The sequence below is a fragment of the Desulfoscipio gibsoniae DSM 7213 genome (assembly GCF_000233715.2).
In the GTDB taxonomy this organism is placed as follows: domain Bacteria; phylum Bacillota; class Desulfotomaculia; order Desulfotomaculales; family Desulfallaceae; genus Sporotomaculum; species Sporotomaculum gibsoniae.
In genome coordinates, this window is sequence record NC_021184.1 from 2,898,894 (window position 1) to 2,921,317 (window position 22,424).

At 46.3% G+C, this 22,424-nt stretch carries 13 protein-coding genes; 6 read left to right on the forward strand and 7 right to left on the reverse strand.

The features are described from left to right. The first annotated feature begins 1 nt into the window (after position 1). Both DESGI_RS13640 and DESGI_RS13645 read left to right on the forward strand, forming a co-directional pair. Entirely contained in the window at positions 2-1,903 is a 1,902-nt protein-coding gene (locus DESGI_RS13640; RefSeq protein ID WP_006523564.1) for a CHASE2 domain-containing protein, read from the forward strand. 69 nt (positions 1,904-1,972) lie between these two features. Further along, entirely contained in the window at positions 1,973-2,308 is a 336-nt protein-coding gene (locus DESGI_RS13645) for a DUF3307 domain-containing protein (RefSeq protein ID WP_006523563.1), read from the forward strand. A 187-nt stretch (positions 2,309-2,495) separates the two neighbouring features. Here DESGI_RS13645 and DESGI_RS13650 read toward each other — a convergent pair whose 3' ends face one another. The 7 genes from DESGI_RS13650 to DESGI_RS13680 all read right to left on the reverse strand — a co-directional run bounded on the left by DESGI_RS13650 (position 2,496) and on the right by DESGI_RS13680 (position 18,186). Next, positions 2,496-2,798 (reverse strand): NHLP leader peptide family RiPP precursor, encoded by a 303-nt coding sequence (locus DESGI_RS13650; RefSeq protein WP_006523562.1) that lies wholly within the window; start codon positions 2,796-2,798, stop codon positions 2,496-2,498. Between the two features lie 235 nt (positions 2,799-3,033). Then, complete coding sequence (locus DESGI_RS13655; RefSeq protein ID WP_006523561.1) at positions 3,034-4,377, reverse strand: radical SAM/SPASM domain-containing protein; 1,344 nt, start codon at positions 4,375-4,377, stop codon at positions 3,034-3,036. Positions 4,378-4,408: 31 nt separating this feature from the next. Further along, positions 4,409-5,323 carry a GNAT family N-acetyltransferase gene (locus DESGI_RS13660; protein ID WP_006523560.1) on the reverse strand — a complete coding sequence of 305 codons (915 nt, stop codon included), beginning with the start codon at positions 5,321-5,323 and terminating at the stop codon, positions 4,409-4,411. A 114-nt stretch (positions 5,324-5,437) separates the two neighbouring features. Then, positions 5,438-6,673 (reverse strand): S41 family peptidase, encoded by a 1,236-nt coding sequence (locus DESGI_RS13665; RefSeq protein ID WP_006523559.1) that lies wholly within the window; start codon positions 6,671-6,673, stop codon positions 5,438-5,440. Positions 6,674-7,029: 356 nt separating this feature from the next. Continuing rightward, complete coding sequence (locus DESGI_RS23140) at positions 7,030-11,217, reverse strand: X2-like carbohydrate binding domain-containing protein (protein ID WP_015617976.1); 4,188 nt, start codon at positions 11,215-11,217, stop codon at positions 7,030-7,032. Positions 11,218-11,393: 176 nt separating this feature from the next. Continuing rightward, a complete protein-coding gene (locus DESGI_RS13675) occupies positions 11,394-17,555 on the reverse strand; it encodes a hybrid sensor histidine kinase/response regulator (protein WP_006523557.1) in 6,162 nt (2,053 codons plus the stop codon). Positions 17,556-17,589: 34 nt separating this feature from the next. Then, positions 17,590-18,186 (reverse strand): DUF1836 domain-containing protein, encoded by a 597-nt coding sequence (locus tag DESGI_RS13680; protein ID WP_006523556.1) that lies wholly within the window; start codon positions 18,184-18,186, stop codon positions 17,590-17,592. A 522-nt stretch (positions 18,187-18,708) separates the two neighbouring features. Between DESGI_RS13680 and DESGI_RS13685 the strand changes: the two genes are divergently transcribed. From DESGI_RS13685 to DESGI_RS13700, 4 genes are all read left to right on the forward strand, one after another. Then, on the forward strand, positions 18,709-19,224 hold the full coding sequence (locus DESGI_RS13685) for an RNA polymerase sigma factor (RefSeq protein ID WP_006523555.1): 516 nt from the start codon (positions 18,709-18,711) through the stop codon (positions 19,222-19,224). A gap of 76 nt (positions 19,225-19,300) precedes the next feature. Then, the gene (locus DESGI_RS13690) at positions 19,301-19,972 is read left to right on the forward strand and encodes a PspA/IM30 family protein (protein ID WP_006523554.1); all 672 of its coding nucleotides are present in this window, start codon (positions 19,301-19,303) and stop codon (positions 19,970-19,972) included. 76 nt (positions 19,973-20,048) lie between these two features. Next, on the forward strand, positions 20,049-20,606 hold the full coding sequence (locus DESGI_RS13695; RefSeq protein ID WP_006523553.1) for an NfeD family membrane protein: 558 nt from the start codon (positions 20,049-20,051) through the stop codon (positions 20,604-20,606). Positions 20,607-20,619: 13 nt separating this feature from the next. Next, the gene (locus DESGI_RS13700) at positions 20,620-22,053 is read left to right on the forward strand and encodes a flotillin family protein (RefSeq protein WP_006523552.1); all 1,434 of its coding nucleotides are present in this window, start codon (positions 20,620-20,622) and stop codon (positions 22,051-22,053) included. Positions 22,054-22,424 lie beyond the last annotated feature (371 nt).

Sequence of the window (22,424 nt, forward strand, 5' to 3'; positions counted from 1 at the left end):
AATGTTCGAAAACACATCATCACCCACACCCGGAAGAACGCCTGGCGGATCGGAAAAACCTACAGATTCTGCTAACATGGCAAATAAAAAAATTGGAAGATTGAAATGGCCGCTGGCCCTGGTACTATTCACGTTGGTGCAGTTGGCGGTCATGGCGGGGCTGTTCAATCGGGTGGAATTGGCTATGTACGACGCCTGGTTTCGGCTGCAGGGGGTGCGGGATCCCGGGGAGCGGGTAGTTATCGTGGCCATGGACGAGGCCTCCATCCAGAAAATCGGACCCCTGCCCTGGCCCCGTTCCACCCACGCCAGGCTGTTGGAAGCATTGAGTGAAGCCCGGGTGGTGGGGTTTGACCTTGTGTTCGACGTACCCACAGATCCGACAGAGGACGAAGCCTTGGGAATCGCCATAGCGGAACACGGCCGGGTGATACTGGCCAGCCAGTTTGCTTTTGAGCGTGAACCCAACGGCGAAGTGGCGCAAGTATTCCAGCCGCCCTGCCCCGAAATCATGGCCGGTGTTGCCGGGCTTGGTTTTGTGAATATGCCCACCGATCCCGACCAGGTGGTGCGCCGGGTTACCACCGTGGACGTGAACACTTTTGAAGTACCTTTTCCCTCTCTGAACCTGGCGGTGACCATGGCAGCGCTGGGAATGGATCACACACAACTGGAAGTGTCACCCCGCCGATTGGTTTTCGGGGAGCGGGAAATACCATTGGACGAAATGAACCGGGCCATGCCCTGTTTCTGGGGTTCCCAAGGAGCCTTTAAAACTTACAGTTGCGCAGATGTTTTAAACGGTGTGTTGTCGCCGGACACTTTTAAAGACCGTATCGTGCTCATTGGCCCTACTGCTTCCGCAGAAAAGGATAATTATCCCACACCATATACCGGCTCCAACATGGTGCTAAGCGGCGCTTTGCCCACCCCGGGTGTGGAGATTCACGCTTCGGCGGTGCAGAGTTTCCTGGACGGGCGCTGGTACCGCGAAGTCTCTTCGGTGCTCAACCTGGCTTTTCTTTTATTGGCGGGCATGTTGACAGTGCTAGTGGTTTCAGGACGTGGCCCCTGGGTTGGGCTCGGCGGCACCCTGTCGGTCCTTTTGGCCGTGTCCGGGACGTCGTTTGGCCTTTGGTGGTATGCCCGCCTGTGGCTTAATGTTGCCGCGCCGGTGGTACTGGTGTTTATGACTTACGCTGCGCTTACAGCAGCCGATTTCATCCAGGCCGAGATGGGCCGCCGCCGCACCAGGGCCATGTTTAGCCGTTATGTATCGCCCGACGTGGTTGAGGAATTAATGGAAAGCCCCGCTGAAGTGATGCTGGGCGGCCGCCGCCAGTCCCTGACGGTTATGTTTTGCGATATACGCGGCTTTACATCCTACAGCGAAAACAAACCCCCGGAGGAAGTGGTCAGCCGGCTGAACGAATACCTTACTGCCATGACCCGGGTTATTTTCAATCACGGCGGGACCCTGGACAAGTACCTGGGGGACGGCCTGATGGCTATTTTTGGCGCCCCGGTTTATTACCCGGACCATGTGCAGCGGGCCATTATGGCTGCTGTGGATATCCAAAAAGAAATCAACATTCTGAACAGAAAATGGGTGGAGCAGGGTCAGCAGCCGCTGAACATCGGAGTTGGAATCAACTCCGGCAGCGTGCTGGTGGGTAACGTGGGCAGCCCCGAACGCATGGACTACACAGTTATAGGCGAAGACGTCAACCTGGCTTCACGGGTGGAGGGGTTGACCAAAACTTTCGAAACCCTGATCGTTATTAGTGAACGTTCCAAACACATGTTGGATGAGGCTGATGGCAATTCGGTACCGGAATTGAGCTACCTGGGCCATGCCCAAGTTAAAGGCTTTACTGAGCCGGTTGGAGTGTATACCATTTGATAGCGTTCCGGTGCTTTTATATTATTATTGTTTAAAGTTGGTATCTTTATCGGGAAGGGGATTTAACCGATGAATCTTTTTGCCTGGCTTCTGGTGGGGCACCTGGTGGGCGATTACCTGCTGCAGAACCGCTGGATGGCGGAGGGCAAGACAACCCGATGGGCGCCGCTGCTGGTGCATTCAACGGTATACACACTGGCGGTGGCCCTGCCGGCGGTGGCGGCCGGCGGGCTTAGCTGGCGTGGAATATTACTGGTATTCCTGGCCCACCTGGTGCTGGACCGCCGTGGTTTCGTGCATTTCTGGACCGAAAGGGTAACTGGTTCCGCTAATGTACCCTGGCTGGTAATCATGGCGGATCAGGCCTGGCATATATTAGTGCTATCCCTGGCCACATTAGTTTAAAAATTTCCGGTGCATTTCCGGGAAGACACGATAGGGATATTCTTTGGCATTTATCCCACCAACAAGGCGTCAAAGCTTGACCCCATTGTTGCGTTGCTGACTTTCACCCTTAAGAACGATGCGCTGCCAAACGCAGAAAACACCCCGGAAGAAAAACTTCCGGGGTTAAATAATAGAATAATACTCATCACCGTAAGGGCGGCTCTATAGCAATTTGGCCCATGGTACAACTGCACCCGCCTGCAACCATATCCAGTGCTCCGTCGGCTAATACTTCCTGGCTCATCGGCAATACAAGGTAGGCCAGTTTTGGTGTTTCTTCAACTACTTTAATATCAATTTCCTTTGGGATTTCAACCCCGAACTGGGCAATGGTCTTGTGGGGATCAGACATCAATTCCTTTTTAAACCCCTCGTCTTCCCCGGCTTTTTTAATGATTTGTTCTTCAATTTCCCTCCGTGTCAAATTTTTGTTGCTGTTCGTTTCCATAGCCTCATCACCTCCTTTTTAAGTTGATCACCAGATCCATAGAATTTTGTTTAAACAAAATAACCTATGTAACAAAACTCTATGATCATTAAAAAAATATAACATTTGTTTATAAATTTTTGGTAAACGCGTTTTAAACACAACTTAAATTTTTATAAATTTTTTACAACATATAAAGAGAACGTTCCCAAAGGAACAAGCCTCTTGTTTTCGGCAAGGCCATCTGACATGTCTTTTACAACTGGCTCTTTTCATGAAAATATAGTGTTTTTATATATTGTTCAAGATGATCATCTAAAGGATTGCATTTTTTAGGTTGGCCGTTGACTATTTCCGAGTAGCCACAGCCTCCCATGCAAATGGGCAGCCTTTTGCATTCCGGGCAGTGGTCATTGGTAAAGGGTTCCCATAACAGCCAGCGAATTTCGTGCATCCGCTGGCTGTTGCTGCGGGCCTTAAAATTAGTGATATTACCCACACTGGCTTCCTTTCGGCCGGTTTCTTTCCAGCACTTATACAGATCTCCATCCGGGGAAATGATATATGCATCCGGGCTGCAGGCACCACAGGCAAAAGTTAGTGAGGGATAATAACGCGCTTTATCAATATTAAACTGTTTTTGCAGTAAAGATTTATGAAATTCTATTTTCAGGTCTCTCGCCTGTTCCAAGGTCAAAGTACTGCATTGATAATTATGGCACCCGGGTGTATCCGCATAAACAAAGCCCTGATAGATATGAACATTTTTAAGATTATTGCTGTAAAGAATATCCAGTAATTTATCAGTATCATGCACATTTGATTTATCTGTATTGATCCTGATCGTCACATCAAATCCTTCTTCCGCCAGTAGTTTTATACCCTGCAGGATGCGGTCGAAGGTAGGTTTATGACTTCCCTTGAGCATTCTGCGCCGGTTATGCACCTCCGGCGGGCCGTCCAGGGTAATTTGCAGGGAAGTGATTTTGCTGTCTTTCAGCCTTTGTATAATTTTTGGATCATGGGCAATCAGGTAGCCGTTGGTAACCATCTTGGCATAGTAGGCTATGTTATTTTGAGCGGCGATATCAATCATTTTTTTTGATAATGTATAGATTAAATCTTTTTCCAGCAGCGGCTCGCCGCCATACCAAAAAATATGTAAAGAGTCTAATTTATTTGCTCTATCGGTTATGAACTCAAGCAAAGCCTGCTGCACAGTTTCAGACATCCCCTTATCGTACCGGGGTTCTTCTCCCTCGCCGGGATGCTGAAAACAGTAGATGCAGTCGAAATTGCACCGCATGGTCGGAACAATGGTTATGGGTAACTTGCTGCGGTTGTATTTGCTGCTGTTATACATTTTTTTTAAGATTAACAGCTCGTCAACAACGTCATCAATCACAAAACCCCCTTGCTTCATGCGGTCAATAAACTGCTTCCCCCGGGGTGAGAGCGAGTTATAGTCAATCCGGTCGGCACTCAACAAATCAATGCAGGTCTTTTCAGTTTCCACCAGCCCGCCGGTCATGCTGTTATAAATGATCATGTTGTCAGAGTTTTCGGCAGGCCAGATAAAGTTGTATCTGGAAGGTTTCATCTTTTGCCTCCTTAAATTGGGTAATATATAATTAAATTTCCTTTACGGATTGCATAAAAACCACCGAATCTATAGCGGCCGGCCTGCCCGGCTTGTTCGGACTGCAATGTTTTTCAAAAAATCTGATTAAGTGCTGGTTGGTTATAAATTCAGGGTAGTAGGCCAGGTCCATTTCAGCATAAGTTATACCTTCCTTGATCTGATTTTTTATTGCTTCCGCCATCAGCCGGATACCAAGGCCGGTTTTTTGCAAGTCCGGCCTTACATAGAGCCTCTCCCAAAATAAGGTATCTTCTGCAACACGATTTGTAATCACATAACCGGCTATCTCTCCCCGGTAGGACAACCATAGGCTTGTGGCCGGGTGGGGATTTTTAAGATGTGGCTGAAAAGGAGACGCCCAATCCGGATACCATTTGTTATGACCGTTTTTTACTTCTTCCAGCTTCTCCCCGGAAATCTCAGGCCAGGGGATTGCGGCACAGCAGTCACCCAGGGAAACACGATCTATCCACCCGTTCTTAAAGTGGAAAATATTATATTTGTTATACACCCTCCGCTTTACCGGTTCGCTCCAGCCGCACTTTTGCAGGATCTTTTCTACTGCGGGTGTATATTTTTTACCGGCGGGGAAACGAATAAAAATATTTTGGCAACCTTTTTCTTTTAGTTTCCTTTCCACATATAAAAGCAATTCAGTACCAAGACCGTTATTTCTATAGCTGCCGCCAACAAATAAACTTTTCACGTCCCCCATTAAACCACCTTGTCCGTTATCGAATATCCGGGCCAGGACAAGACCGGCAGGCCCCAAAAAATGTGAAGCGGCTCCAATCACAGTTCTCTCATTTAAACAATCCCGGCGTATAATTTCGCGCATCTGTGGATCGCTGAATACTTCATATTGAGGTATCATTGCCGGCACAAGCGGTTGAATAGTAAACATAATTTACACTCCTTACATAATTCTATAAAAATTGTAGCAATCGTTCATAAATTTTTGTTAAACACGGCCTAAACTTAATTTAAATTTTTATAAATTTTATATAACATTTGCAGGTCAGGCTTGTAACATAAATCGCCAAAGATATGGGCTTTTTTCCTGAAAAATATGTTCCAGCACGGGGTCTTTCTTGTGCAGGTAGGCGGTAAAGGTCAGTTCCACAACCCGGTCGGGGACAAAAGAGGGGCTCTCCTCCCGGCTGCACCGGAAATATTGGGTGGAATAGCTGACGTAAAGGTTTGTGCCGGCCAGTTGAAAAGACATCACTTCGCCGTAGCCGTTCGGTTTTCCACCCGTCGGTTCACCGACAAAAATAGCCCTGGTGGCTTCTCTGAACTGCAGGCCATTGAACATTCCCGCAGAAAATGTTTCCCGTCCTACAATGACGTACAACCCTCCCGGCCGGTTGACATGTTCCATGTTTCGTACTTCCCGGATGAAAGGTTGCAGCAGCCTGGAATTACCGCCATTATTGTGGCGCAAATCAATAATCAGCCTCTCCACATCGCTGTCCCGCAGGAAGGCAAGCTGTTGCCGGATAAAGCTGTCCAGGGGGTTGCTGGAGTCATTCAAACAGGCATTATATTGGAAATATACTGTACCGGTATCCGGAAGATGCTCATACCAGTAAGGCATGCCCCTGTTTTTCAGGTATAGGGGTTCTGGTACAGGAGCTTGCGGGTGCTGGGGCCACAGTCCCCCTTTGCCTGCCCAGACGGAGTTTTCGCTCACCGGGAGTGCATGGATCAGTTCAGTGACAGGTTGTTTCCCGGTATCCCGGAAAGTCATTAAAACCCGGTCCGGGTCAGGCAGGATGCCAAGCCCGTGCAGGACTTCCGGGCGCACCAGATACCAGGGAATGTTTCTTTTTAGCCACCACTTGTTCTCATGGGCTATAACCCCGGTGATGGCCTTTTCTATTTCCTCAATGCCTTTGCCGTTAATTTCAACCAGCCGGCAGTTGAGAATATGACCGTAACCGGGAGCGGCATGGGTGACGTAAATTCCTTCCTTAAACCAGTACAGGGTCAGGGGATATACTTTTTCCGGCCGCCACCATAACTGGGTGTGGGCATCTCCTGCCGAAGCCACCCACCGGGCGATGGCCGCCTTAATCTCGCTTTCTTTCATCCCGGGGAGGGCCCGGCGCAGTTCCAGAAGCTCCTTCTCCATGTCATCGCGGCTTCTCTGGAAATATAAGTTGACATGCCGGCGGGGCAGTTCCCGGGCCAGTTGGTCCAGGACCGCATACCAGGTTTCCGCGTCCCCGGCGGACTCGCACCAATGCGACATTTAAACCATCCTTTTATCTTTTTCTATTTTATTTTAGCAATGGTTTATAAACTTTTGGTAAACGTTCTCTAAACGCAACTTAAATTTTATGTGTGTCTGCCAGATAGGCATGTACATAAACCGCCATAGATATGGATATGTTTCAACACTGGGTCTTTCCTTCCCATGTAAAATGAATTGAAATTGAAAATATAAACCCTGTCCGGCGGTTATGTCGGACAGGGTTATTTTGTTACGATCTGACCTGGAATTACTTAATTGTTCACTACCTATTACGGATACTTTTCAGGCTAATTAACTGCTATGCTGATTCTACTATAGTTTGAACTGTAAGAATCGTTGCTTGTTAATTCAGCCTAACCAAGAATACCAATAGGAACAATGAAATCTACCTCACCACTCCAAGCGTCACTGTCGAAATAGACTTCTCCAATGCCAAAAACTGCTCCATCTAGCGTAAGAGTCAAAACCTTATCTGATATGAGCTCCGCATCAATAACCGTTAAGTTCTCAAGTACGCCACTTAAGTTGATGTATTCGCTTAGCTCTCCTAAAATATCGGATCTAAATGTTGAGTTGCCATCTATTGTGAAGGTGAGGATTAAATGTTCCGTTGGTGTATCGTCAATTGCCACTGCCACTGTAACTCTTTCAACAAATAACTCTGCAGAAACACTCTCGTCGAAAGTAAGGTTGTACGGGCTACCATCAGATGTCAATCCTTCGGCAATTAGTAAACTGGCATTAGTTGCAGAATAAAATTTAAACAGATCCCACCCCTCAGCTGTTGCTATTTCTGTAACGTCGTTGCCATGTTTATCATTAATAATAACTTGTGTATCTTCAGAGAAGTTCGTATTCTCACCAAAAACATCAACATATACGAATCCATCTCCGATATAACCCTCCATCAGCACATTGCAGTCAAAGTGTACAAAAGGAAGGGTTGTTGTATCGACTACGCTCACTGTCAGTGTGGGATCCACACCGGCACTGAAGTCAAAGGTCAGTATTACATCTCCAAGGTTCTGGGCTGCCAGGTAACCTTTCTTAATGGTTACTACATTCCCGGCCACTGTGTAGTCTGTGCCATTTTCCAAAGTGTTTACACCATTTTTAATTGCAGACAGCGTGTTGCCGTTTAAGGTCATGGTTACTTCTACATCTGACTGGTTTGTTTCGTTCTTGTCAAAGTTCGCTGCTGTCGGGTTGATTGCAGAGTTCTGCGGGGTCTGCGGGGTTGTATCTACCACGCTCACTGTCAGTGTGGGATCCACGCCGGCACTGAAGTCAAAGGTCAGTATTACATCTCCAATGTTCTGGGCTGCCAGGTAACCTTTCTTAATGGTTATTACATCCCCGGCCACTGTGTAGTCGGTGCCATTTTCCAAAGTGTTTACACCATTTTTAATTGCAGATAGCGTGTTGCCGTTTAAGGTCATGGTTACTTCTACATCTGACTGGTTTGTTTCGTTCTTGTCAAAGTTCGCTGTCGTCGGGTTGATTGCAGAGTTCTGCGGGGTCTGCGGGGTTGTATCTACCACGATCACTGTCAGTGTGCGATCCACGCCGGCACTGAAGTCAAAGGTCAGTATTACATCACCAATGTTCTGGGCTGCCAGGTAACCTTTCTTAATGGTTATTACATCCCCGGCCACTGTGTAGTCGGTGCCATTTCCCAAAGTGTTTACACCATTTTTAATTGCAGACAGCGTGTTGCCGTTTAAGGTCATGGTTACTTCTACATCTGACTGGTTTGTCTCGTTCTTGTCAAAGTTCGCTGTCGTCGGGTTGATTGCAGAGTTCTGCGGGGTCTGCGGGGTTGTATCTACCACGATCACTGTCAGTGTGCGATCCACGCCGGCACTGAAGTCAAAGGTCAGTATTACATCACCAATGTTCTGGGCTGCCAGGTAACCTTTCTTAATGGTTACTACATCCCCGGCCACTGTGTAGTCGGTGCCATTTTCCAAAGTGTTTACACCATTTTTAATTGCAGACAGCGTGTTGCCGTTTAAGGTCATGGTTACTTCTACATCTGACTGGTTTGCTACGTTCTTGTCAAAGTTCGCTGTCGTCGGGTTGATTGCAGAGTTCTGCGGGGTTGTATCTACCACGATCACTGTCAGTGTGGGATCCACGCCGGCATTGAAGGCAAAGGTCAGTATTACATCACCAATGTTCCGGGCTGCCAGGTAACCTTTCTTAATGGTTACTACATCCCCGGCCACTGTGTAGTCGGTGCCATTTTCCAAAGTGTTTACACCATTTTTAATTGCAGATAGCGTGTTGCCGTTTAAGGTCATGGTTACTTCTACATCTGACTGGTTTGTTTCGTTCTTGTCAAAGTTCGCTGTCGTCGGGTTGATTGCAGCGTTAAGGGGTATTACTGTTACCGTAAATTGTCTGGTGCCGCTGGTGTAGCCGGCTTTACTGGCTGTTACGGTTATGGTGGTTGTTCCCGGAGCATGGCCCGTTATGGTTATATTGTTACCGCTTACGGTTACTGTAGCCACGCTTTCATCACTCGATACTGCACTCTTGGTCGCATCGGCCGGTGTGCTTGTTACGCTGATGCTCTGGCTGCCTCCGTCATTTAGGTTCAGGTTTAAACCAGCTATGGCATTTATTTCTACTGTGCCAGCTACTGTTACAGTGAATGTTGTTGTGCCGCTGGTGTAGCCGGTCTTGCTGGCGGTTACGGTTATGGTGGCGGTTCCCGGAGCATGGCCGGTTATGGTTACGCTATCCCCGTTTACTGCTACTGTTGCCACGCTTTCATCACTGGATACTGCGCTCTTGCTTGCATCAGCCGGTGTACTTGTTACACTTATGCTCTGGCTGCCTCCGGCACTTAGGCTAATATCAGTAATAGGGCTTATAACTACTGACCCCGTATTACCGCCGCCTCCACCACCTCCGCCACCTCCGCCTCCAGTAGAAGTGGGAGTATTTGAAGTTCCTGTTTGAAGTGCCGCAGGTAGCGGTGGTATGCCTTGGGACACCTGGCCCAATGCCTGGTTAATTAATGATTGCAGTGTTTGACCACCTGCCGGTTGCTGCGAAGGTTGCTGTGTTTGTACAGGTTGTGGTGATGCTGGTGACGGTAATGCCGGTTCCTGGTTGGCCTCGATATCATCTGCCCTCTGCTGTGCCCAGTCTGATACCTGTGCCCATGCCTGCATATTCTGGGTAGTCATGGGCGCAGGAGGGGCTGGCGGGGCCTGGGATGACAGTGTTGCTGTTTGCTGACCCTGTACCAGTGAAACTGTCTGACCGCCGGAGGTTACTTCTACTTCACCGGTTAGCAGGCTTGTTCTGAAACTACCGTTGCTAGCCACATAGTTCTCCCAGAAAGTCCCCCGGACGGCTGCCACACCCCAGGGCATGTCTACCTTTACTTTGACTTTTTTATTTTGAGAGGCCTCAAACCAGGGCGCGTTTTGTCCACCCTGGTCAGGCTTTGTATTGGCAATTAAATCTGATATTTTTATATTATTAAGCGAAGCAACCATGGTACGCTTTGTAATACCAACGTTACTGTTCTTATCAACATCGACACTTGCCTGCTGTGGTATTGACAGAGCGCCGAATATTTGTCCCTGCTTTAGGTACACTTCCAGCCAATCCACTGCAATACCGGCTTTGCCACCAATGGTTATATAGGAACGACCTTTGGCATCCTTTAAGGTCAGTTCGGTATTTTCTTTTATCAATATGCCGGTTCCGTCGGGGAAAACTAGTTCAGCAGAGCTATCCCGGGATGTTTTTATTTTATCTCCCAAATTAATTGATATCGTTTCTTTTACCTGTTCACTATTATTATTTGATGCTTTGATCAGGCTAACCTCTCCGCCGGTAATCTTTAAAGTGCATGGTAATTCTGTTTCGTACAGTATTTCGTCCCTGGTTAAAAGGACTGCCAGTGCCCTCGACATGTCTCCACGTGTTAACGGTGCACCGGGAAAGAAATGTTTTTTATCGCCAGACATACCTATCATTCCTGATGCCAGACCAATGGCGACCGATTGCGCAGCCCAGTGGCCGGGCATTAAATCTTCCAGAACAGGAAGCTCAATGCCGGAGACTGTCTGTCCGGAAATGCGCAGGATCAGTGCTATACCTTCTGCCCTGTTTAATACTTCGTTAGGACGAAAAGTCCCGTCGGGATACCCACGCACTAAACCCGACGAAACTGCTGTCTTGATACTACCTTCTGCCCAGTGTCCGGTGGGAACATCAATAAAGGATATTGCTGAAGATTGTGATTTTAATCCAGCAGCATGGACGAGAAGTGAAACTGCCTCTGCACGGGTTATCCCCGAATCAGGCCTAAAAGTTCCGTCTGAAAAACCATTAATTATTCCCTTGTTAGCTAGGTAGTTAATAAATAATGAGTTGGCATTCGTGTTTGGTACATCGGAAAAGACTTGATTGTCTATGGAATTAGCCATTGCTACGGGTATTAAGGAAAATAATAATATGGTTATCACCAAATACACTAAATATTGCTTGCGAAGGACGTTAGTCTTAAAACAAATCACAGCAACCCCACCTAAAATTAATGAAATAATTATACATGTACCTGTTAAACTGTATCTAAACTAAAATAAAATTAACTTAACATTTTAATAAACTTTTAACTTAAATTTTGTAAGGAGATATAAAAGGGACTTCACGAATAAATCGCGAAGCCCCTTTGTTAACCAGCGACCAGCCTTTAATTGTTTGCCAGAAAAGCCTTTAACCTTTTCTCCAGCCGTTGATATTCCTCTTCAACTGTTTCTATCAGCTCGGTTGCTGCCTCTAATTCACCGGCTGCAGCCAAAATTTCCAGCTTTTTGCACAGTTCCGCAAATCCGGCGGCGCCCAGCAAGTAACCGCTGGATTTCATACCGTGGGCCTGCAGGCGCAAAGCTGCCGCATCCCAGCGTTGGAAGGCATTCCGGAGCGCGGTTAATTTGTCAGGCATATCTTGTAAGAATGTTTCAACTAATTCCACGAGAAAATCCTCATCCCCGCCGATAATATCCAGAAACTCCCGGCGCCTGCCAGGGTCAACAAACGCTGCCAGGTAGGAATCCACAACCCTGCTTACCGTCCTATCCGGAACCGGCTCATCTTGCGCCAGGGTGATATCATAATCAGGCAGCCAGCGGGCCAGAATTTTTTGTAAATCCGCCAGCCGGACCGGTTTGCTTAAATAATCATCCATCCCGGCGCTCAAACATTTTTCCCTCTCTCCCGTCATGACGCCCGCTGTCGTTGCAATAATGGGGGTTCGCCGTCCTCCTCCGGTAGCCTCAAGCCGGCGGATAGCGCCCGCCGTCTCGTAGCCGTCCATAACGGGCATCTGGCAATCCAGCAATACCAGGGTATATTTAGCAGAGGAAACGGCTTCCACCGCCTCCTTGCCGTTATTAACAATTTCAGCACACAGGCCGAGCTGTTTTAACTGGGAAACAATTAACTTCTGGTTAATGGCATTGTCCTCCACCACCAGAATAGTGCCCGATTTATTTTTCCCTTTCATCAGCTCCACAGTCAATCCGGCCGGGTCATTGTTTTCAGCCGGTTTAACAGCGGCATGGCCTAGTTGCAAGGGAACTGTAAACCAGAAAGTTGTACCCCGGCCTTCCAGGCTTTCAAAACCAATTTGACCGTTCATCAGTTCCACCAGTCGCTTACAAATAGCCAAGCCCAAGCCCGAGCCCCCGTGTCTCCTGGTACTCGTATGACCAACCTGGTAAAAAGGCTGAAATAAATCTTTTTTAGCCTGTGGCGGTATCCCGATACCGGTATCCCTAACTTCATAACGAAGGATTACGTGTTCCGGCTCCTCTTTTTCCAGCAAGACATGCAGCGACACTTCGCCTTGATCGGTAAATTTAACGGCATTGCCCACTAAATTTAACAGCACCTGGCTCAGGCGCACCGGGTCGCCCCGCAACCAGGCGGGGATCTCCGGGGCGAGATGGGATTTGAGGGCAATGCCCTTGCTGTTGGCTTTAGGAATTAAAGAAGTAATCACGGTTTTTTCCAGGGATGGAAGATCAAAATCCGTCACTTCCAGTTTTAATTTGCCCTCTTCGATCTTTCTAAAGTCCAGGATGTCATCAATTACCGTCATGAGCAAATCGGATGATTCTTTAACAATAGATATGTATTCCCGCTGTTCTTTATTGAGCGACGTTTGCAGCATCAGTTCGGTCATACCGATAATGCCGTGCAGGGGTGTCCGTATTTCATGGCTCATCACCGCCAGGAAATCGCTTTTAGCGCGGTTCGCCGCATCAGCCTCGTCTTTGGCCTGTTTTAGTTGTTGATTGGCCTGCTGCAACTGGCTTGTTCTTTCTGTAACCGTTTGTTCCAGGGTCTGGCTCCACCTGGATATCTGATCCCTGGATTTTTCCAGGTTGGCGTACAACCGGGCGTTTTCAATGGAAATGGCTATTTGGGAAGACAATAACCTCAACATTTCCACCCGGCCAGGGGTAAATGCGCCCGTGAACAGGTTGTTTTCCAGGTAAAGTATGCCGGTTGTCTTTCCCTTGCCGATAACGGGCAGGCAAATTACCGACTTGGGACGGTATTTGGAGATATATTCATCCTGGGTGAATATTCCTTCCCGCGCAGCATCATGGAGCACTACAAATTCCCCGGTCCGGAACACGTAATATACGATAGCCTCGGAAAGATACCCGCATTGTCTGAGAGGAACGGATACCCGGATAACCGGCGGCCCTTCGCCCGTACCTCCGTCTCCTGAAGACGAGTTCAGGGGCATGTCTTCCCCGTTTGTGGAGACCGATGCTTCTATGCTGAGCCCACCTTCACTCTCCATGATAAAATAGCCTTTTTGCGCTCCGACGTTCTCCAAGATTATTTTCATCATTTTTTGCAGCAGCCGGTCCAGAACAATTTCTCCGGAAAGCACCTGTGAGACCTTTACTATTGAAGCCAGGTCCAGTTGACTTGCTCCTGTTCCGGTAAGTCCGGCGGTTGCCGAGAACAATTGAGGCAACATTTGCTCCAGGTTGTCCGCTATCCGTTCAGCACCCCAGGTACGGTATTCCACACATGCCTTTTGCATATAAGGCCCGGCAATGTTCGCTTTGCCCGCCGCCAGCCAGAACCTGGCCGCCAGTTCATTGCCCAGGGCTGCGTTTTGTATATATTCGTTTTCTCCCGCGGACGCAATGGCTTGGTCGTAGAGTTCTATTGCGGCAGCAGTTTCTTTACCGGTTATCCGTACCGTTTCAGCCGCCACCAGGTAATACTTGTGCAAATAATTCTGCGGGCAGGAAGCGGCCCATTTTTTCAACTGCCGCTGGTTTTTTTTGATTATTTTCAAGTAATTCTTTTTTTGCTTCTTATTTAATTGCCCGTAAGAGGCAGTTATAATCAATGATTGCCATAATACATACTCTGTGGCCAGAGGCATACCCCGAACTGAATTGGTAATGTCTAAATCAATCTCCCGCAGCACCTCTAAAGCTTTTATATACTCACCTTCAAAATAGAAGGATTGCATTTTAAACAAATAATAAGCCATAACAGCCATACCGTTTCGTTGTTCGATTATTTCCCGGGTCAAAGTATCTTTTTCACCGGAAAGAAAAGGTTGGGGAGATTCACCCCTGAGATACTTTACAAACCTCTGGGCCAAGAGAAAAAACCTTGACGTATTTTCAAGCTTGAACCTGTCGGTAAATTCCAGATATGAAATGCTTTCCTCATAAATCCCTTCCAGATGCTCCCCTAATACAATTTTATTTTGCACCATGCGTCCCGTTATACCCGCGACCATGTAAAATTCACCGGCATCCAGAGCATATTGCTTTGCCCGGGTTAAGTAATCAATGCTTTTATGCAAATGTTCTCCCCAATGGTTGAGGTATACGGCCACCGTATAATAAACCCTGCACTTAACCGGGTAATTGTTATCCCTGTCGGCCAGTTTCATTGATACTGATTGCAGTTCCCGTACAGCCTTAAAGTCCTGCAATATCCCGCCGGCAATGATACCGTACCCGGCGTAAGCCAGGGCGGAATGATCCGTATTACCATATTTAAGAGAAAGGCCGGACATTTTCAACAGCATGAGTATAAACAATTGGGGGTTGCTTAAACTGGCGGCCGGAACCAGGTTGTTAAGCTGGTCCATTATTTTGATAACACGCAGATCATTCATTACCGGTAATGCAAGCAAGTTTTTAATCTTTTGAGCAGGCAGACGCCCCTTGAGCCATAGAACTTCTTTTAAAACACTAAATTTATCGGGGTGTTGGGGTAATTTAAATCCCAGTTCCTTAAGACCCATGAGACCGAATTTAAATATATCCGCGTATTTTAAAGCATTGGCGGCAATAAGGGCTTTCATGGCCAACACATCGGATCTGTCCGGCTTGGATTTGGCCCTGGCCAGTAACTTTTCAAACAAACAGTCCCCCTCAGCCGCTTTTCCGCACTGGTAAAGACACTGGCAGAGTTCCAGATGCAGCTCAAAGGTCAGGCGGTACTGCCCGTTCCAGGCGTCTGACGGTAAAAATTTTTCACCCGCCTCCAAATAGTGCAGAGCCGCTTCAAATGCGGTTGAGATTTTAGCTTTTCTGGCCGCCATTAAATTGTATTCGGCCAGTTTAACCCTCTCTCTCTGTTCAGTAATCAATTCCGGCCCGACATTAAGGTAATCAACTATTTTGAAAATGTTCTTTTCCGGGAAAACCTGTTCCGTTTGCTGCAGCATTATTCTTCCTATCCTATGCTGGATCCGGTTTTTCTCTTCGCCGGGCCAAAGAGAACTCACCGCCTGGTACACACGGTCATGCAAAAATTCACAGGATTCCGGAGTATAGACCAAAGACTTCATTTCCTTACCACCGGTATTACTGTGTTTCGGGGAAGCGGCAACGGGTTGTATAACTCCCATGTGTACGGCCGGCAAAATATCGCCGGTTATTTGCTCAATTGATTGCCTCATGATCAGAGATAACATCTTTAATTCAAAAACTCTACCGACACAGGCGGCAAACTTTAATACTTCCCTAGTTCTTGCAGGGAGTTTTTGTACTCTGTTTATTACCAGTTCGATTACGTTATCCCGGGCCTTGAGCTGTTGCAGACCGCTGATATCCCATTTCCAGCTACGTTCCCGCCAGTTAAAATACAGAGAGCCATTTTCAAAGATATCATGCAACAATTGCTTGGTGTAAAAGGGGTTACCGGCTGATTTTTGAAACAATGCCTCTGCCAGGGGATAAGCAGCTTGCTCCGTACAATTAAGGGTTTCTACCAGCAACTGCTCGATGCAACTTTGATTTAACGGCTCCAGCTTGATTTCATGAACAGGCACCCTGGATTTTTTCATTTCTCTGACTAATGCCAGCAACGGGTGAGTATCTGTCAACTCGTTATCCCGGTAAGCGGCAATCAACAGAAGGTACTTTATTTCATTATTATTAATTATGTAATTTATTTGCTGCATAGAGGCGGTATCGGACCATTGCAAATCGTCTATAAAGATGACCAGGGGGTGAGCTTGCGCGGCAAACACTTGTAAAAACTTGATTAACACAAGCTGGAAACGGTTTTGCGATTCAAGGGGGGGTAATTTGTGGACGAAAGGTTGCGGGCCTGTAATCAATTCTATTTCCGGAATTAAATCAATAATAATTTGCCCGTTGGGTCCGAAAGCTTTTAAAATTTTATCTTTCCACAAGGCAATTTGTTCTTCGTTTTCTCCCAGGATTTGCCGAACAAGTTTTCGTATGGCTTGAATCAATGAAGCGTAAGGAATGTTGCGTTGAAATTGATCAAACTTCCCTGCAACAAAATAACCACGCTTTTGTACAGGTTCAACTATTTCATTTATTAATGAAGTTTTGCCTATCCCCGTATACCCGGCAACCAATATCAATTCCACGGCACCCCGGCTCACTCGCTCAAAGCCATCCAGGAGAGTGTTTATTTCTTTGTCCCGACCATAAATTTTGGGTGATATTTGAAATCTGCCGGAAATATCCTGGCTGCCAAGTTCAAAAACCTTTATTTTGCCGTATGTTTGAAGCTGGTCGAGACACATTTGCAAATCTTCTTCTACACCGACGGCACTTTGGTATCGCTCTTCCACATTCTTGGCCAGTAGTTTCATTATTATATTTGAGATTGCTTCAGGTATGTTGGAACTAACCATATGTGGTGACAGGGGCGTTTTGGCTATATGGGAATGCACCAGTTCCAGCACATCACCGGCAACAAAAGGCAGCCCGCCCGTTAACATTTCATAAAAAGTTACGCCCAGCGAGTACAGATCGGCCCTGAAATCCACAGGCCGGTTCATTCTGCCTGTCTGTTCCGGGGCTATATAGGCAAGCGTTCCCTCGGGGTTTTGGGGGTTGCCTGTTGCAGAGTTTTCCAGGGTTAATACTGAAGAAAGGCCGAAATCAATAATTTGCACCCGGCCGTTTTCCCGGTTCCAGGTGATATTGGACGGGTTGATATCCTTGTGCACGATACCGCACCGGTGAATATCGCCAAGTAAACTGGTAGTTTTAACGGCGAGGTTGATAAAAGTAGGCCAATCAATTGTCTCGAAAGGCAGTATTTTATCCAACGATGTACCGCCGGTATCTTCCAGGACCATAAACAGGTAATTTTGGTATTCTTCCAACCCATACGCTGTTACAACGCCTTTCGACCGCAGGTGACAAATAATTTCATACTCCCGTTTGAAACGCATTATTTCATCAGGTACGGAATGTTTGGTGTTTAAAACCTTAAGGATAACCGGTTGGTTATCAATATCGGAAACCGCGCGGCAAACAATCGACCTTTTATTATAAAGTTGTTCCACTATGCGAAAGTTGGGAATATTAATCATATGTCCTCGCTTCCTAAATCCGGGATAATAAAAGTTAATTAAAATAATTATCGACTATCTTCTCCGCCAACCGTTTTACTGCATTGGCCTGTGCTATCAACATCAAAACCGTTAAAAATATCTCAGCCTGATCCTGGCTCCTTTCTTCGGATATATATTTGGTTTTTTCCTTGATCAGCTTGAATTTTTCATTAAAAGTACTGCAAAACTCTTCAAACTCATCCTCTTTCAATTCCAGATAGGTTGCATAAATCTCTTCCAGCGGAATAATATCGTCATCCCGGCTGTTTATATCATTCAAAATGGGCGTAAAAACAGCCCGAATGTCGTTAATTGATAAGATGTTTTTCAAATTATAAATCAAGATCAATAAAATGATGTGTTCTTTAGTATACTTTTTGTTTTTAGGCGGGTGCAATATTCCATTTTTTATATAGTTATTGATCATGGTTTTGGTAAAAACCTTATCATCTGAGCCTCTTTTCAAGTGGCTTAGCTTACTTTCCAGAAAACCCAGTATTTGTTCCATATATAATTCAAGATCCGGGATTTCGGAAAGTTTAATTTCATCCGTTAAGAACAGTTCATCTCCGATCTTCTCCAATATTTTATCATTTAGTTCCAGATTCATCCCACAATCACCTCAACTGCATTATATGGCTTTTAATACTACTTGTCAATATTTTAAAACTCTTTAGCGTGTTATACATAACAATATTGTGAAATATTTTAAGCATTTGATAGATTTTTAATAAAAATCTATCGTAGCTTGCAAAACCATGGATTACTTCATTATATCTGGCATAAAAGGCTATTGAATACTATAATACCATGTGATAATATCTATATAAGATAAGACATAGTATTTAAAACTACATTTAGAGCTTAATAGATACTACAAACCCGTTTTTCATAACACATCTTGGCACATTATAAGAACAGCTTGATTTAGTCATGAAGGTCGGCCCGCCAAGGGGTCCCGGTTTTCCAGCCTGGATACCAAGAATAATGCATAAGCCGGCAAATGCTAAAAAGCAAAGGAGGGGGTTGCTAAATATAAAAGCATATAAGGCCGAAAAAAAGTATATTTTGCGAACTCTAAGATGTAACATTTGTCGTCTTTCGGATACTGAATAAAGGAGCGTGGTTTAATATGACTGCGTCAGCCATGGAAAAAATATACCACCACTATAGCGGTCCGGTATTCCGTTACTTTTACCGTATGGGCGGAGATTACAACCTGGCGGAAGAGTTGACTCAGGAAACGTTCTATCGAGTCTTGGTTTCCCTAAAAAGATATCGTGGTGAATCTACCCTTTCCACCTGGCTGTTTCGTATCGCCTTTCATGTATATACCGTTAATTTGCGCAGCCACTTCCGGAGCCGCTGCCTGCCCCTGGATCAGGATATCCCGGACATGGGAAGGTTCGGTGACCCGGTACGCAGCCTGGAAAAGGCTGAAAACCATCAGTTGATCTCGCTGGCTCTGCAACAGCTGCCCGCAGGGTACCGGACAGTAATTGTGCTCCGGATATTTGAAGGGCTGTCCTTCGAAGAAATCGGCGCAGTATTGAACAAATCCCCATCTACAACCCGGGTAGCTCTTTCCCGGGCCAGGCAAAGGTATCGACAGGTCTACAATCAATTAGCCAACGGTTATTCCGATTGATGGCATTTAATCATATATGCAAGCTTTTAATAATAAACACCATATGAAATATAAAATAAATTAAGGAGGCGGTATTGTGGGGTTGTTTAAAAGAATCGGTGACAACATCAGGGCCAATCTGAACAGTTTGCTCGATAAGGCGGAAGACCCGGTAAAAATGCTGGAACAGTACCTGCGGGACATGGAGGATGATATTGCTGACGCCGAGATGGCCGTGGCCAAGCAAATCGCTGTAGTTAAGCGTTTAGAAAGCTCTGCCAAAGACGCCCTGGAGATGATGGAAAAAAGGACAGCCCAGGCCGTGCAAGCTCTTAAAGAAACCCGCGAAGACCTGGCCAGAAAAGCTCTGGAAGACAAAAAAATTCATGCCGGCAAGGCCGCGGATTACCAGGCACAATACGAGCGCGCCCGGGAAGTGGCGGATAGTCTAAAAAAACAGCTGCAGGATATGAAAGATGAATTTGAAAAAATGCAGGCTAAAAAAGCTACGCTTGCAGCCAGAAACCAGGCAGCCAAAGCGCAAAAGGAAATCAATAAAACAATGTCCGGATTTGGCAGTGACACTGCCCGTAAAGGTTTTGATCGCATGGAAGCCAAAGTGCTGCAAAACGAAGCTGAAGCGGCGGCCGGCCTTGAGCTGAGCGGTTTAAGCAAAAGCCTGGACCAGGAACTTGCCGAACTGGGCAGCAGTGCCGGTGAAATTGAAGAAGAGCTGGCACGTTTAAAAGCAGACATACAAAAAAAATGAATGATTAAAATTTTGCTCTAATAAGGGAGGTGGCACATCTAAAAGATGAATTATCCACGGACAAAGGGTGGTTAAAATGCTGCTGAAAGCTTTTCAATTGTGCTTCTGGGTAGGTGTACTTTTTACCGCAGTATCGTTTATACTCGGACAACTTTTTGATTTGACGGAGTTTGATGCTGATTTTGATACGGACTCGGATACAAATACAACCGGCAGCGGTAAAGGCGAAACCATAATATCGCCGTTCAAGCCGGTGGTAATAGCAGCGTTTATTACCGTATTCGGCGGAGTGGGCATTATCGGCCTGCATTATCTGGAACTTGGCGCGCTGATTACCCTGGCAATGGCCTTAGTCTCGGCTTTGTCAACCTCATTTTTAATGTACAGATTTCTGATTGTTCCATTGTATAAAGCTCAAAGCACCAGTGCTGTGTCTCAAAAAGAGCTGATCGGTTTTCCGGCAAAAGTACAGCTGGATATTAAGGGTGGCGGTTTTGGCCGTATCACTTATATCGTCAATAACAATACATATTCCGCCCCGGCCAAATCCGTAGACAACGAGGAAATATTAAAGGGGTCCAAAGTAGCCATTGTGGATATTAACAAAAATATTTTTATGGTAACCAAAATGTAGAGGAGGCTTACGTATGTTCTGGATTGCTGTTGGCATTGTTGCGGTACTGGTTCTTTTATCAATCAGCGTGGCCACGATGTGGAAAAAAGCTCCGCAGGATAAAGCACTTGTGGTTACAGGTTTGAAAAGACGGGTTATCTCCGGTGGCGGCGGTTTTGTCATTCCACTGCTGGAACGGGCGGATAAAATTTCGCTGGAAAATATGAAAATAAGCGTAGAGACCAGGGGCGCGTTAACAGAACAGGGTGTTGATATTAAAGCCGATGGTGTGGCGGTTATTAAAGTTAAATCTGATAAAGAGTCTATTCTTTCGGCTCTGGAGCAGTTTAACACAGGTAAAGAGAACGAAACTATCAACGTAATTAAAGATACCGCCAAGGATGTCCTGGAAGGCAAACTGCGGGAAATTATATCCAAACTTACCGTGGAAGAAATCTATAAGGACAGAGAGAAATTTGCCTCTCAAGTACAGGAAGTGGCCGCAGTAGACCTGGCGGAAATGGGCCTGGAGATCAAAGCGTTTACCATCAGGGACATTTCCGACGATAACGGCTATTTGGAGGCTCTGGGTAAGAAACGAATTGCTGAAGTTAAACGCGATGCCAACATTGCCGAGGCGGAATCCTTAAAAGAAACCAATATCCGCACTGCAGAAGCCAACCGGCTTGGTGAAGAGGCGCAGCTGCTGGCCGAAACCCAAATTGCCGAGGCGACCAAGGAAAAAGAACTAAAAGTTACTCAATACAGGCAAGAACAGGAGACGAAAAAGGCCAGTGCCGACCTGGCTTATGATATAGAGGCCAATAAGGTCAAGCAAAATGTTGAACAGGAAAAAATGCAGATTGAGATCGTCAGGAAGAAAAAAGAAATTGAAATTGCGGAACAAGAAGCGCTGCGCAGGGAAAGGGAACTTCAAGCGACTATTAAATTACAGGCCGATGCCGAAAAGTACAGCCAGGAAAAGCAGGCGGAAGCTATAAAATTTAAGGATATCCAGGATGCCCAGGCCCGGGCTGAAGGTATCAAACTGCTTGGTGAAGCCAATGCCCAGGCCAAAAGGATGGAAGGCGACGCTGAAGTGGAAGTGATCCGTAAAAAAGGTGAAGCCGAAGCCGAAATTTTACTGAAAAGAGCGGAAGCGTTCAAGCAATTTAACGATGCGGCTATGGCCCAAATGATTATTGATAAACTGCCCGAGATTGCTAAAAGCATTGCCGAACCCCTTTCCAGAGTTGAGAAAATTGTCATCGTAGATTCCGGAAACGGCCAGGGTCAAGGTGCCGCCAAAGTTTCCGGCTACATTACCGACATTATGGCCACTCTGCCTGAAACAGTGAAGGGCCTCACCGGTTACGACCTGATGGATTTGTTTAAAAAAGGCATACCGGGAACAACGGCTGCGGAAGAAGGCAGTCAATCAGTTGAAATCATTGATAAAAGCAGCTAAGCAGAAATAAAGGATTATAGTAAATTTAGTTGATTGATAAACTAATTGGTACTTAAAATATATGATTTGTAAAGACAGGCGCTATAAGCGCCTGTTGTATTATTGGCTTAGCTTTTATGACAGTGCCACGAGTCATCAGTCCGCCCATTTCCATCGCAAGCCTTTACTGGTATTAACACCTACTCCAGAATCTCAACGAACCCCCGGGTACGCCAACCCCATTTCCATTGTTACATTTCCCGGCGGGGATTTACTAATTGTGCTCAATTCGGTCGCGTCACCCAGCCACTTTTTAGACAGGTTTTCAATGAGCTTGTAAGTAATAATCGCAGGCCCATATATGGGGCTGCTCTCGAAACAAACGCCTGTTT